This window comes from Vibrio aestuarianus (assembly GCF_028858425.1).
Classification (GTDB): Bacteria; Pseudomonadota; Gammaproteobacteria; order Enterobacterales; family Vibrionaceae; genus Vibrio; species Vibrio aestuarianus.
On the sequence record NZ_JAKNYQ010000001.1, the window covers coordinates 1139118 to 1152408 of the forward strand.

Here is a 13291-nt window from a genome sequence, read left to right on the forward strand (position 1 = left end):
GTCATAAAAAATAAAAATGCCAGCCGCTTATAACGACTGGCATTTTTACGTTCATTACTATAGTGAGTGACTACTGTCCATTCAAATAAGCTAAGACTACTTCATGGTGATCTTTGGTTTTGAATTTATCGAAAACGTGCTCAATAGTGCCTTGTTCATTAATTAAGAAACTGATGCGATGTAGTCCATCGTAGACTTTTCCTATAAATTTCTTTTCTCCCCATACTCCAAATTGTTCAGCAACGGCATGGTCTTCATCTGATAGTAGTGTGAAATTCAAGTTGTCACGCTCAATAAACTTGCCTAGTCGTTTAACTGGATCAATACTCACGCCTAATACCACTACATTGTGAGCATCTAATTCAAGTTTAACATCACGAAGCCCTTGTGCTTGAACAGTGCAGCCAGGTGTCATTGCTTTGGGATAAAAATAAAACAACACTTTTTTACCTGAAAAATCCGCAAGGGATACGGTATTTTCATCTTGATCTAGAAGCGAGAAGGCTGGTGCTGGTGTGCCTGCTGTGAGCGTTTTCATTGTTCTTCCTTTTTATTTTATTGGCTATTTTTTATAAAGTTAAGAGAACCTTGTACATCAAGAGTGGTGCATAAACTGTCAAACTCTTCTTGAAGGTGCATCAAGTTACATTCTGAATCGACGCTAGCAGTAATCGCAATATGAAATTGGTCATGATCGAGATGCAATTTCGACTTACTGATTGTTTGTGCGCTCAGTGATGCCATACCAATCCCACGTTCTGCAAAGAATTGGGTGAATTTTTCCGTGAGACCGACTTTATCTTCTGATTCAACAAACACTTCGAGGGTATAGGCATTATCTTGATAGTCATGGGGAGAAGTACGTTTCATCATGGTGATCAGATCATGTTGCTGGCCTAATAATGGCAGTGTTGTTTCTACACGCGTTATATTACTGGTGCTGCCAGACACCAACATAATGAGCGTAAATTCTTTTCCGAAGAGTGCAATTCTGCTATCAATGATATTACCACCTGACTGGGTGACTAATCGTACGATTTCATTACAGATTCCGGGGCGGTCTGTACCTACGGCAGTGATCACTAGGTGTTGATTCATAATATCGCTTCACTTTTATCATTTTGGGCATGGTATCACAGTTAAATTATAGAAAAATGGTGATTAATTGCCTTTTTAAACGTTCTTTTATTGAAAATGACCTACTGCTGACATCCGCTTATCGCGCTGCGCTATAAGGTTCGCTCTTTCAAGATGTTCTTTGCTAGACGTCTAACATCTGATAAATATTCACCCAAATGGACTGATTAAGCGTATTTAATCCCTTGTGTTTTTCAATCGCCTTACAGTACCATGCAGAAAGTAACAATTTAGGGAGATGGACATGTTTTCAGGAAGTATTGTAGCGTTAATTACACCGTTCAATCATGATGGTGAGGTAGATTTTGTTAGTCTGAAAAAGCTTGTGGATTTCCACGTAGCGGCAGGAACAGATGCGATTGTTGCTGTAGGAACAACAGGTGAATCAGCCACGCTAACCGTTGAAGAGCATGTCAAGGTTGTCGCGAAAACTGTTGAGTTTTCTGAAGGTAGAATTCCTGTGATTGCGGGCACTGGTGCTAACGCAACGCATGAATCGGTCACTTTTAGTCGTTTGCTGAATAACATTGGTATTGCTGGGTGCTTAAGCGTCACTCCTTATTACAATAAACCAACTCAAGAAGGTCTGTTTCAGCACTATAAAGCGATTTCTCAAGAGACCGATATTCCACAAATTCTTTATAATGTACCGGGTCGAACGGCTGTTGATTTGCATCCAGAAACGGTTGCTCGCCTTGCGGAAATCAGTAACATCGTTGCACTAAAAGATGCAACAGGTGATTTAAGCCGAGTCGCATTACACCGAGAGCTCTGTGGTAACGACTTCGTTTTATTAAGTGGTGATGATGCTACTGGGTTAGAATTCGTGAAGCTTGGTGGTCAAGGTGTGATTTCTGTTACGAATAACATTGCAGCCGAAGATATGGCTAAAATGATGCATTTGGCGTTAGCTGGTAAATTTGACGAAGCGGAAATCATTAACCAACGATTGATGCCATTACACAAAGGTTTATTTGTTGAGTCAAGCCCAATTCCAGTAAAATGGGCAGCTCATAAATTAGGATTGATCACAAATGGTGATCTACGTCTACCTTTGACAGAACTGTCTGAACAAGCGCGACCAACTGTTGCCCAAGCCATGACAGAAGCTTGTATCTATTAAAACTATTCAATATTGTGCCGAGGTATTTCTCCTCGGCAGTCTAGGAGTTTGAATGAAATTTACCCATCAGCTAGTTATCAGTTCACTAGCTGTTTTTGTTTTGAGCGCATGTTCTGGTGGAGCGTCTCAGCGCCGCCAAGCTAAAGATGATTTCGAGTATTTAGAAACCCCAGCGCTGAAAGAATGGCAATTACCTCAAGGTGCAACACCACAGTTTTATCCTAATTATGAGATCCCTCGTGGTGATTTTTCAGGAGGGGTTGGACCTCTTGTTGATATTCGTCCGCCTCAACAGGTACTAGAGTTGATTCCCGGAGCTCGCGTTGAACGCCAAAATGGTGAAGTCACCTTATGGTTGATTAGGCAAGATGAAGCGAACAAGGTGTGGCAAACAGTACTTACCATGTTGGATGAACGAAATATTGGTATCGTTTCTCAAACTGATACCGTTTTAGAGACTGATTGGGTTAGTTGGACTTCTGAAGATGAAGTGGTTGAACTGGGTAGCCGTTATCTGATTTCACGTATCGAGGCGAATAACCGTTTTGGTTTTAAAATATCACTGATTGATTGGCGCGAAGATGGCAAAGAGCTCCCTGTCAGCATGACAAATAAAGAGCGCTATAATGTCTTTATGACCAATTTGGTGACTTCTCGCTATGACACTGACCTACGTGAAGAAGCGGCGCGTAAGGCTCAAGAGTTAGTGAAACAAATCCCAATCACTATGGGGACAGATCGCAGTGGTTTCCCTGTGATTATTGCGCGTACATCCTACGATGTACTGTGGCAACGTTTGCCTGACATATTGCCAAAGATGGGTTTTATATTAGAAGAGCGTAATCAGTCTCAAGGTACGATTAAAGCAAAATATGCAGCGTCTGATGATGCCTTCTGGGAAGAGGTAGGGGTTAAGCCGATCGAACTCAAAGATGGCACTTACACTTTCTTATTTGGCGATTTAGGCAACCGAACTTCGATCAATATAACTAACTCCGCCGGTAAGCCGGTAGAGGAAGCGTTACTTAAAGATATGGTACCGATGCTGTCTGCTATTGTTGAGCAGCAGTAATATCAGGAAAAAATAAAGGGATGAAAGTCCCTTTATTTTTATTTTGAATCGGTTTTTTTGTCTTTATCCATCTGGCCAAACTTCATTTTGGCGGTGTATTTTAGTGCTGCAATATTGCCGACAAAAACCGCTAAGATAACAATGCTTATAACCCAAGGGTTGGTGATAAATTCCATATTAGAACTCTGGTTGGCTGATATTAGTGATGTATTGATTGTAGACCTGAGTTAAGTGTGCTTGCACTGCCTGTTTACCCAAAAGAGGGGCTTGATCGAGTTGTTTGGCTAATTGTTCGCAAGTCAGTTGTTCAAGGCAGAGTTGAGCGGTAGTTTTATGGCTAATATGCCAAGGCTCACACGCTACGCCACCTTTATCTTGTTGGTAAGGAAAAAAGAAACCAAATTCAGCGAGGTGTACTGTCAACCATTGATAAAAATGAGCTTGATGACCCGTCAAATATTCCCAAGGCTCTAATTTTAGTGTCATTCCTGTAGGTAAAGCACTGCGATCAAAGACATCAAAGTCAGTCCCCCAATGATGGCGACTGCCGCCTGGTAATGCTGACCAGCGTAAAATTGCAAATACCTTTTGCTCTTCAGTTAGCGAATCCAGATTTAGCGGGGTGCTGTCGTCACCTAATACTTCAGCTTGACCTGACATTTTACGATTCCATATGTTGAGCTGACGTTCAAAATCGCGAAAGCCACTGGTAATGTTAAAATTAAAACCCGCGCCATCGGCGGCTTGCTTGAGAGCAAGCAAATCCTGGCTCACCAGAGGGTGAACCAAGAACGCTTTTTGTCCAACCGTAACACTTTCAAGATGAGTATCGGTTTGTCCCGTTAGCTGTTTGGGGGTCATCGGTTAGGCCAATATATTTTCAAGTGTCTTTTGGTACATGTCGGTGAGTTTTTCAAGGTCGGCAACACTGACGCACTCGTTTACTTTATGAATAGTCGCATTTACAGGACCAAGCTCGACCACTTGCGCACCCATTTGAGCGATAAAGCGCCCATCAGATGTACCGCCAGTCGTTAGTAGCTCTGGTGTTTTGTGGTTAACTTCATCAACCGCTTTAACCACGGCATCAAGTAGAGTCCCTGCATCGGTTAAAAACGGTTGGCCACTAAGAGTCCACTCTAACTCGTAATCTAAACCGTGCGCGTCTAAGGTTGAATGTACGCGTCGTTTAATTTCTTGATCGGTTAATTCAGTGCTAAAGCGGAAGTTAAATTGCACATCAAACTCTCCTGGGATCACATTTGATGCCCCAGTTCCGGAATGTAAATTCGGTATTTGAAAGCTGGTGGGTGGGAAATAGGCGTTACCTTCATCCCATTTCGTTGCCGCGAGTTCCGCTAATGCTGGTAACGATTGGTGGATAGGGTTATTTGCTAAATGGGGATAAGCCACATGACCTTGCGTGCCTTTAATGCGCAAGTCTCCTGTAATCGATCCACGGCGACCGTTTTTGACCACATCACCCACGCTTAATGTACTTGAAGGTTCACCCACAATACACATGTCAATTTTTTCATTACGTGCCATTAATGTATCGACCACTCGTGTGGTGCCATTGATAAATGGACCTTCTTCATCGGATGTGATCAAAAAGGCAATTGAGCCTTGATGGTCTGGATATTGAGCAATAAAGCGCTCGACAGCCACAACCATGCAGGCCAAAGAACCTTTCATATCTGCAGCGCCACGACCATGTAGGTGACCATCAATGACAGTTGGTTCAAATGGTGGCGTTCGCCATTGAGTCAGAGGACCAGCAGGAACCACATCAGTGTGACCCGCGAAGGCAAACAGTGGTGATTGAGTCCCACGGCGTGCCCAGAAATTTGTCGTGTCTTCAAACACCATCATCTCTACGGTAAAACCGAGAGCTTGGAGGCGTTCAATCATTACCTCTTGGCAGCCGGCATCTTCGGGAGTCACTGACTTACGGCTAATGAGGTCTTTTGCGAGAGCCAGTACAGGGCTATCTGTCATCCTTGAAATCCTTGTATTAAGAAAAAATAGAAGCGTATTGTTCAGCTTTAAAGCCAATATAATATTGATTATCTACCATTAAAATGGGTCGTTTAATCATGGCAGGGTTTTCAACTAATAAATCAACAGCTGTTTCTGCATTAAGAGCTTCCTTTTGCAAGACCGATAGTTGACGGAACGTCGTACCACGTTTGTTCACAACCACTTCCCAGCCCAGTGCTTGGCAAAATTGGTTGACTAATTCAGGGGGGATCCCTTGCTTGCGATAATCGTGGAACTGATAATCAACGGTGGCGTTATCTAACCATTTTTTTGCTTTTTTTATGGTGTCGCAGTTTGGGATGCCATACATGATAATGGTCATAAAAATCCTTGTTGAGCGCGTTTATTTTTGTGTTTGCCAAATCCTATCAGGAAGCGCGTTACCTTACAAAATAGAGATGGTTTTATTTCATAGCTAAAAAAAATAGTGCTTCCATCGGTGACTATTGGACAGTTATTGATCGAACGCAACATTCTCTATGTGAAAAAAGAAATAATGAGGCTGCACAGTTATAGGAGGTGTCAATGGAATTGAGTCCTGTTTTTGCAAGGCGACTGTATTTAGCTTTGTTAGTAGAAAGCCTTGAAAGACCAAATGTACCCAAACTCATCGAGAAAACGGGCTGGCCTCGACGTACTATTCAAGATGTACTGAAAGCGCTGCCGGGGATAGGGATTGAACTGATGTTCGTTCAAGATGGGAGACGTCACAACGACGGTTACTATCAACTGTCCGATTGGGGGCCGTTTGATAGTCAATGGGTGTTAGATCGTCATAGTGATATTGCGATTAGCCTTGGATTTAGTGCATAAGCCAGCGTTTGCTGGCTTTTTCTTTGGTTTACTCTCAGGTTTAGTAGCAGCGGTAGACGCTACCGAACAGAGTTACAGAGGTTTGAAAATGATGAGGAACCGCGACAAAGATAGTATCTCCTCCTAATTGATAGGCACGATTTTTTAAGTCAGAGATAGCACCTGCAATAAGGATATCGTTAGGATATAGCCATGAGCTGTACCACGATCCTTCAGTGCCAGTTGCCTCTCCCAGCCATTCACATTGAGTGGCATCAAATCCAGAATCCATTCTAATATGCACCTGTTGTGCGTTATCTAGTAATTGATGGTTAGGCGTTGTGCAACCAACAATAAATGCCGCAAGCAAGGTAATCAGTAATATTCTCATCATGCATCCTAGCGAATTATATAGATAATAAAACCGAGCCAGCTAATGATCAGCAACCCCCAAGGCAACCATTTTAATGGGCCATTGACGGTTTCTGGCATGTCGCGATTTGCTACGGTAGGCGCTGGCCCAATCGATAATGATGGTTTTCGCTGTTGTGCTTTCTTTTTGGCTTTGTCGATTTGGCGATGCTTTTCCTTGTGTTGTTTTTTATATAAAGCGATACCTTTCTCAATGCCTTGAGCGATTAACTTTGTTTGTTCTTTGGTTTGTCCTGGTTTTTGAGTGGCCAAAGCAACTTTCATCGCTTCTTGTTGAGTTTGTTCTGACGGTACAATTTTTTTATTATGCATAATAGAAATAGACAAAATGGACAGACAATTAGCGTAACATTCTCACGAGCATACTTCACGTTGACGACGTGATAAATATGCATTTGTGACGGGTGGGGGTCAGCCATGGAAGAGTTGTATACCCTTCCGACTTGAAGTTGCAGTGGTGTTACTACGTTCGCTTATCTATGCTCATGGGGATGAACTCACTTGCCGTCTACCTGCAACTTCAAGTTGCTTGGGTATAGAGTAGAGCCGGAATAAAAAGAAAATCAATAAACTCGCTATTTCAAATCCATACGTTAAAGTTTGGTGATTTTGATAGAAAGCAATTTTTTAAATCCTATTTTTGTAGAGTATAGTAGTGATGCGTTACGCGTTAGACCAGTATGACCAACATGGCTTTTTGAGAGCGCCTAAATTTATTTGGCTTGGTTGGTTATTTTTAGCCAAAGCATGGGTTGTGTTTGTGGTTGCTGGGGCCAGTAGAGAAAGTGGCTCAAAAATTTTAGATATTGTCTACCCGGATCATTCGATGCTTTATCTAGGTTTAGCAATGGGTTTACCAAGTATCATCATGATGTGGTTGGTGGGGTTGCGTAGCCCAGAGCGAGCATGGGTTAATCAGATTGTTCGTCGTGGCAAACTCATAACATTGGTTATGATCGTACTGCAGTTTACTCAAACGTTTTATCATATCTATTTAGAGCAGGGGCTCTTCAACTGGGCAAATGCTAGCACGTTGTTAATATTACTGTGGTTTGGTTTGTACCTTATTAATAGTAAAAGTGTGCGAGACTGTTTTTCGATTCCACCATTAGACAAGCAGTGATCAACATCAATATTAAACTCAACAACTGCATTACACTGAGCAAAAAATAAGTGAGGATTTCTTATGTCACAACCTCAAACAGCGATCTTGCCTGAAGCAGGTCCGTTTGCGCTGTATAGTCTTTTAAAAATTAACCAAAATCATGCTCAAGTTCTTTCTCAACTTAAGGTGCTACCGAGTTTGGTTGATGAAATTAATCAGAACCAACCTGAAGCGGCATTAACCATTTCAATTGCATTTACTAAAGCCTTTTGGCAAAACGTAAATCAAACCATGCCAGAAGAGTTGGACGATTTCGCCGTACTTGGTGAAGGCGACACCGTGGCGCCTAGTACAGATGTTGATGTACTGATTCATTGCCATTCTCAGCGTCACGATCTGTTGTTTTATCTGTTACGTAAATTCATGACACCAATCGCTGATAGCGTTACGGTTGTCGATGAAACTTACGGCTTTCGTTATTTAGATTCCCGTGATATGACTGATTTCATTGATGGCACAGAAAATCCGAAAGATGAGAGACGCAAAGAAGTGGCCATTATTGAGCAAGGCGAATTGGCGGGTGGTAGTTATGTCATGCTGCAACGTTTTGTTCATCGTTTGCCTGCATGGAATCGTTTGAATGTTGCAGCACAAGAGAAAGTGATTGGGCGAACTAAAGCCGACTCAGTTGAACTTGATAATGTCCCTGCGGCTTCGCATGTTGGTCGAGTCGATCTTAAAGAAGAAGGCAAAGGATTAAAAATTGTTCGTCATAGCTTGCCATACGGTAGTGTCAGTGGTGAGCACGGTTTATTGTTCATTGCTTATTGCAATACATTGCATAATTTCAAGGCGATGTTAGACAGTATGTATGGAGTAGCGGATGGTAAAACCGATCAACTGCTGCGTTTTACCCAGGCAGTGACAGGCGCTTACTTCTTCGCACCTTCTGCCGATATGTTGCAGAGTCTTGAGCTGAAATAAACTCATATGTTCTTTATTTAGCCTGTCTATTTATTTAGAAAACAGAGCCACAGGCTCTGTTTTTCCTTTCCTCTCATTTCGATTAAAGAAAACCATCACTTGTCCGATAAAGAAGTAATTCTATTTCTATTGCGGACTGACTATGGCCATTACGGTTAATACCAATGTTTCAGCACTTGTTGCACAGCGTCACTTGAGCTCAGCAAGCAACCTGTTGAATCAATCTCTGGAGCGTCTCGCTTCAGGGAAGCGTATTAATAGTGCAAAAGATGACGCTGCAGGCCTACAGATATCGAACCGCCTTGAATCTCAGATGCGTGGATTAGACGTTGCTGTACGTAATGCTAATGATGGTATTTCGATCATGCAGACCGCTGAAGGCGCAATGCAAGAAACTACTAATTTGTTGCAACGCATGCGTGATCTCTCTTTGCAATCGGCCAATGGCGCAAATAGTAAAGCAGACAGACAAGCTTTACAGGAGGAAATGGGCGCTTTGAATGATGAATTGAACCGAATAGCTGAAACCACCTCTTTTGGTGGGCGAAAGTTGCTCAATGGTTCATTTGGTCAATCGGCATTTCAAATTGGTGCGAGCTCAGGTGAAGCGGTTCAAGTCTCTTTGAAAAATCTGCGTTCCGATGGAATTGAGATGGGGGGCTTTAGTTATATTGCCACTGTTAAGGCTGATAGTGATTGGAAAGTGACCCAAGGCAATAACCAACTGGTGGTGAGTTATACCGATGCACAAGGTAAGCAAGAAAGTATTCAAATTAAGGCCAATGTGGGTGACGACATTGAAGAGCTTGCCACATATATCAACGGTCAAACTGATAGCGTATCGGCATCGGTTAATGAAGAAGGGCAGTTGCAAGTTTTCATGGCTGGAAAAGAAACAGCAGGAACCATTGAATTCAAGGGAAGCCTAGCCAACCAGTTGCAACTGAACTTAGCCGGGTATGAAACGGTTAATAATCTTAATATTACTGATGTGGGCGGTGCTCAGAGAGCAGTCTCCGTGATAGACACTGCACTGCAGTATGTCGATAGCCATCGTGCGGAATTAGGAGCGTTACAAAATCGTTTTGGCCACGCCATTAATAACCTTGATAACGTTCATGAAAATCTGGCTTCATCTAATAGTCGCATTAAAGATGCCGACTATGCGAAAGAAACAACGCAAATGATAAAGCAGCAAATTCTTCAGCAAGTCAGTACATCTATTCTCGCTCAGGCTAAAAAACAGCCGAACCTAGCGCTCACCTTGCTTAGCTAAAGATAAAAAAGAAAGCTTTATCGACATTCCATCTTAAAGCTTTAGCAAAAAAATGTACTTTTCCGCATTTTTTTGTCTTTTCGTCACATTTAGCTCTTCAACGATGTTTTTTTTCAAAAAAACAAAAAAATTACTCAAGGTTTGGAAAATAGCGCCGTTATTAATAGTAACTTTGAGAGAACTACTTGGTTTTCCGAATTATCGGAAACCGGAACTATCGGAAAATCAATTGGAGTAATTACCATGGCAGTAAATGTAAATACCAACGTATCAGCAATGACAGCACAGCGTTACCTAAACAGCGCTAATAATGCACAACAAACATCAATGGAACGTCTATCTTCTGGCTTTAAAATCAACAGCGCGAAAGATGATGCTGCGGGCCTACAAATTTCGAACCGCTTGAATGTACAAAGTCGCGGCCTTGATGTAGCAGTACGTAATGCGAATGACGGTATTTCTATTGCACAAACGGCTGAAGGTGCAATGAATGAAACCACCAACATTCTGCAACGTATGCGTGACTTGTCACTACAATCAGCAAACGGTTCAAACTCGAAATCTGAACGTGTTGCGATTCAGGAAGAAGTGTCAGCGCTAAACGATGAATTAAACCGTATCGCAGAAACTACTTCTTTTGGTGGTAACAAGCTACTAAACGGTACATTTGCAACCAAATCGTTCCAAATTGGTGCCGATAACGGTGAAGCTGTGATGCTGACGCTAAACAATATGCGCAGTGATGACCAAGCCATGGGTGGTGCAAGCTTTATTGCTGCGAATGGTAAAGATAAAGACTGGTCTGTAGAGTTGGCGACAACAGGTAACGATATTAGTATTGCTTTAACGGACTCTGCAGGTGTTGCACAAACTATCGATATTACAGCAAAAGAAGGTGATGATATTGAACAGTTGGCGACTTACATCAATGGCCAAACAGATATGGTTAAAGCCTCTGTTGATGAAGAAGGTAAACTGCAAGTTTTCGCTGATGGTAATGATATCGATACTACAAGTGTTGTGTTTTCTGGTGCTCTAGCTACTGATCTAGGTTTAGATACGGCGACCGCGACAGCGGTAACGGTGAACAGCATTGATGTAACAACGGTTGGTGGTTCACAAGAGTCAGTTGCGATTCTAGATGCGGCGCTAAAAAATGTAGATAGCCACCGCGCAGAGTTAGGTGCTTTCCAAAACCGTTTCAATCACGCAATCAATAACTTGGATAACATTAACGAGAACGTTAATGCCTCTAAGAGCCGAATCAAAGATACTGACTTTGCGAAAGAAACAACAGCACTAACTAAGTCTCAAATTCTATCACAAGCATCAAGCTCTGTACTGGCACAAGCAAAACAAGCGCCACAAGCAGCCCTAAGCCTACTAGGCTAATAAATAGAGATTTACGCTCTTGGTATAGAATGTTGACCTAATAAAAATCCAGCTTCGGCTGGATTTTTTGCGCTAGTCGCACATGTAAATTAATGCCAGTTAGCATTGCCCTAGTTTTACGATATTTAGGATGCGGTTCACACTTCAATATCTAATGGAATTAATTTAAAAAAAATGCCGATTTTTTTCTAAAGGATATAAATTTCTCGCCGTTAAAGGATACGAGAGAAATGAGATGTACCGAAGTGAGGTGAGAGACACTGAGGTACATCAACACAATGCCTAAGGAGATCAACATGGCAATTAATGTAAGCACCAATGTGTCTGCAATGACCGCACAGCGCTATCTTAATAGTGCTGCTGACGGAACGCAGAAATCGATGGAGCGTCTATCATCCGGCTATAAAATCAATAGTGCACGTGATGATGCGGCGGGTCTGCAAATTTCTAATCGTTTAACCGCACAAAGCCGTGGCCTTGATATGGCGGTAAAAAACGCTAATGATGGTATTTCTATTGCACAGACAGCGGAAGGTGCAATGAACGAAACAACCAACATCTTGCAACGTATGCGCGATCTATCGCTACAATCATCAAACGGTTCCAACTCTCGCTCTGAGCGCCAAGCGATTCAGGAAGAGGTATCTGCGTTAAATGATGAGCTAAATCGTATTGCAGAAACGACCTCATTTGGTGGTAATAAACTGCTTAACGGCTCATTTGGTGATAAATCCTTCCAAATCGGTGCGGATTCTGGTGAAGCGGTGATGCTTTCTATGGGTAACATGCGCTCTGATACCGCAGAGATGGGGGGGAAAAGTTATGTTGCTGTAACAGGCCAAGCGCCAGACTGGAAAGTGAGCACGGCGACCAACTTGACACTGGACTATACTGATCAACAAGGTGTGGCTCGTAACGTCAGCATTGATGCTAAAGTTGGTGATGATTTAGAAGAAGTAGCGACTTACATTAACGGCCAAAATGGTGATATCAAAGCTTCTGTTGGAGAAGAAGGCAAACTGCAATTATTTGCTTCAACGCAAAAAGTAACTGGTGATGTGACGATTGGTGGTGACCTAGGTACTGAGATCGGCTTTGGTGCAGGACAAGACGTGACAGTGAAAGACATCGATGTCACCACCGTTGGCGGTTCGCAACAAGCAGTAGCATTGATTGATGGGGCATTGAAGGCGGTTGATAGCCAACGTGCTTCTTTAGGTGCGTTCCAAAACCGTTTCGGTCATGCGATCAGCAACCTTGATAATATTAATGAAAATGTTAACGCCTCTCGTAGCCGTATCAGAGATACAGACTACGCGCGCGAAACAACCCAAATGACGAAGTCGCAAATTCTACAACAAGCGAGTACTTCGGTTTTGGCACAGGCGAAGCAGTCACCATCTGCAGCTCTTAGTTTGTTGGGTTAACCCAATGATTAAATGGAGCTTAGTAGGAAAGTAGTGCTTGCACTGCTAACCTATGAGGTGGAAGGGAGATTGTTATGGAAATACCATCCTACACATCGAACATCCAGCCTTACGGCTCACAAAGTGGCATTAAATTTGCTTCAGAAAACGATGGTGCAACACGCACTTCTTCGCAAAGAAATGAGGTCAATCGTTCTGAGCAGCTAAGGGAAAGGCAAAACCAATCGGTTGAGGCTGTCATCGAGCTTGCAAAACAGCGAGAGCAGACCAACAAAGCGGAAAGAGCCAAAATGATGGAGCAGATGAATGATTTTATCTCTTCTATCAATAAGGACTTAGCGTTTAGGGTCGATGAAGAATCAGGTCGGGATGTGGTAACGATTTACGAAGCTAGTACTGGTGATATTATTCGCCAGATCCCGAACGAAGAAATGTTAGAGGTGTTGCGACGCCTTGCTAGACAAAGAGACCATAATTCTGGTCTATTGGTTACCAAGGTGTAATCGTATTT

General features: G+C 42.6%; 17 protein-coding genes. 9 read left to right on the forward strand and 8 right to left on the reverse strand.

The genetic code is table 11. The features are described from left to right. Positions 1-70: 70 nt before the first annotated feature. Positions 71-538 (reverse strand): thioredoxin-dependent thiol peroxidase, encoded by a 468-nt coding sequence (bcp, locus tag MCT08_RS05460; protein WP_168521414.1) that lies wholly within the window; start codon positions 536-538, stop codon positions 71-73. Positions 539-555: 17 nt separating this feature from the next. Further along, positions 556-1098, reverse strand: coding sequence for a glycine cleavage system transcriptional repressor (locus tag MCT08_RS05465; RefSeq protein ID WP_168521415.1), 543 nt, complete (start codon positions 1096-1098; stop codon positions 556-558). Between the two features lie 283 nt (positions 1099-1381). On the opposite strand from MCT08_RS05465, the gene dapA reads away from it, so the two are divergent. Together dapA and bamC are read left to right on the forward strand one after the other, a co-directional pair. Then, positions 1382-2260, forward strand: coding sequence for a 4-hydroxy-tetrahydrodipicolinate synthase (dapA, locus tag MCT08_RS05470; RefSeq protein WP_053311880.1), 879 nt, complete (start codon positions 1382-1384; stop codon positions 2258-2260). 52 nt (positions 2261-2312) lie between these two features. After that, positions 2313-3332 carry an outer membrane protein assembly factor BamC gene (gene bamC / locus MCT08_RS05475; protein WP_274678021.1) on the forward strand — a complete coding sequence of 340 codons (1020 nt, stop codon included), beginning with the start codon at positions 2313-2315 and terminating at the stop codon, positions 3330-3332. A 38-nt stretch (positions 3333-3370) separates the two neighbouring features. On the opposite strand, the gene MCT08_RS05480 is transcribed toward bamC, so the two are convergent. From MCT08_RS05480 to MCT08_RS05495, 4 genes are read right to left on the reverse strand one after another with little or no spacing between them, the layout of a single operon-like run. Further along, positions 3371-3508: a DUF2897 family protein gene (locus MCT08_RS05480; protein ID WP_274678022.1), complete on the reverse strand. Its 138-nt coding sequence runs from the start codon at positions 3506-3508 to the stop codon at positions 3371-3373. Position 3509: 1 nt separating this feature from the next. Continuing rightward, on the reverse strand, positions 3510-4193 hold the full coding sequence (locus MCT08_RS05485) for a M15 family metallopeptidase (protein ID WP_274678023.1): 684 nt from the start codon (positions 4191-4193) through the stop codon (positions 3510-3512). Positions 4194-4196: 3 nt separating this feature from the next. Continuing rightward, complete coding sequence (gene dapE, locus MCT08_RS05490; RefSeq protein WP_053311877.1) at positions 4197-5330, reverse strand: succinyl-diaminopimelate desuccinylase; 1134 nt, start codon at positions 5328-5330, stop codon at positions 4197-4199. 16 nt (positions 5331-5346) lie between these two features. Continuing rightward, complete coding sequence (locus MCT08_RS05495; protein ID WP_274678024.1) at positions 5347-5694, reverse strand: ArsC family reductase; 348 nt, start codon at positions 5692-5694, stop codon at positions 5347-5349. A 203-nt stretch (positions 5695-5897) separates the two neighbouring features. Between MCT08_RS05495 and MCT08_RS05500 the strand changes: the two genes are divergently transcribed. Beyond that, positions 5898-6185 carry a winged helix-turn-helix domain-containing protein gene (locus MCT08_RS05500; protein WP_053311875.1) on the forward strand — a complete coding sequence of 96 codons (288 nt, stop codon included), beginning with the start codon at positions 5898-5900 and terminating at the stop codon, positions 6183-6185. A gap of 40 nt (positions 6186-6225) precedes the next feature. Here MCT08_RS05500 and MCT08_RS05505 read toward each other — a convergent pair whose 3' ends face one another. Both MCT08_RS05505 and MCT08_RS05510 read right to left on the reverse strand, forming a co-directional pair. Next, positions 6226-6558: a DUF4156 domain-containing protein gene (locus MCT08_RS05505; protein WP_309221707.1), complete on the reverse strand. Its 333-nt coding sequence runs from the start codon at positions 6556-6558 to the stop codon at positions 6226-6228. A 5-nt stretch (positions 6559-6563) separates the two neighbouring features. After that, on the reverse strand, positions 6564-6908 hold the full coding sequence (locus tag MCT08_RS05510) for a DUF2956 domain-containing protein (protein WP_053311873.1): 345 nt from the start codon (positions 6906-6908) through the stop codon (positions 6564-6566). A 346-nt stretch (positions 6909-7254) separates the two neighbouring features. Between MCT08_RS05510 and MCT08_RS05515 the strand changes: the two genes are divergently transcribed. From MCT08_RS05515 to flaG, 6 genes are all read left to right on the forward strand, one after another. Beyond that, positions 7255-7719, forward strand: a complete 465-nt coding sequence (locus MCT08_RS05515) for a DUF2919 domain-containing protein (protein ID WP_053311872.1) — start codon at positions 7255-7257, stop codon at positions 7717-7719. Between the two features lie 63 nt (positions 7720-7782). Beyond that, the gene (locus MCT08_RS05520) at positions 7783-8685 is read left to right on the forward strand and encodes a Dyp-type peroxidase (protein ID WP_274678025.1); all 903 of its coding nucleotides are present in this window, start codon (positions 7783-7785) and stop codon (positions 8683-8685) included. 142 nt (positions 8686-8827) lie between these two features. Further along, positions 8828-9961: a flagellin gene (locus MCT08_RS05525; protein ID WP_274678026.1), complete on the forward strand. Its 1134-nt coding sequence runs from the start codon at positions 8828-8830 to the stop codon at positions 9959-9961. A 243-nt stretch (positions 9962-10204) separates the two neighbouring features. Continuing rightward, positions 10205-11353: a flagellin gene (locus MCT08_RS05530; protein WP_274678027.1), complete on the forward strand. Its 1149-nt coding sequence runs from the start codon at positions 10205-10207 to the stop codon at positions 11351-11353. Between the two features lie 296 nt (positions 11354-11649). Then, a complete protein-coding gene (locus MCT08_RS05535) occupies positions 11650-12780 on the forward strand; it encodes a flagellin (RefSeq protein ID WP_168780574.1) in 1131 nt (376 codons plus the stop codon). 74 nt (positions 12781-12854) lie between these two features. After that, positions 12855-13283 (forward strand): flagellar protein FlaG, encoded by a 429-nt coding sequence (flaG, locus tag MCT08_RS05540; protein ID WP_168521433.1) that lies wholly within the window; start codon positions 12855-12857, stop codon positions 13281-13283. The last annotated feature ends 8 nt before the right edge of the window (positions 13284-13291 follow it).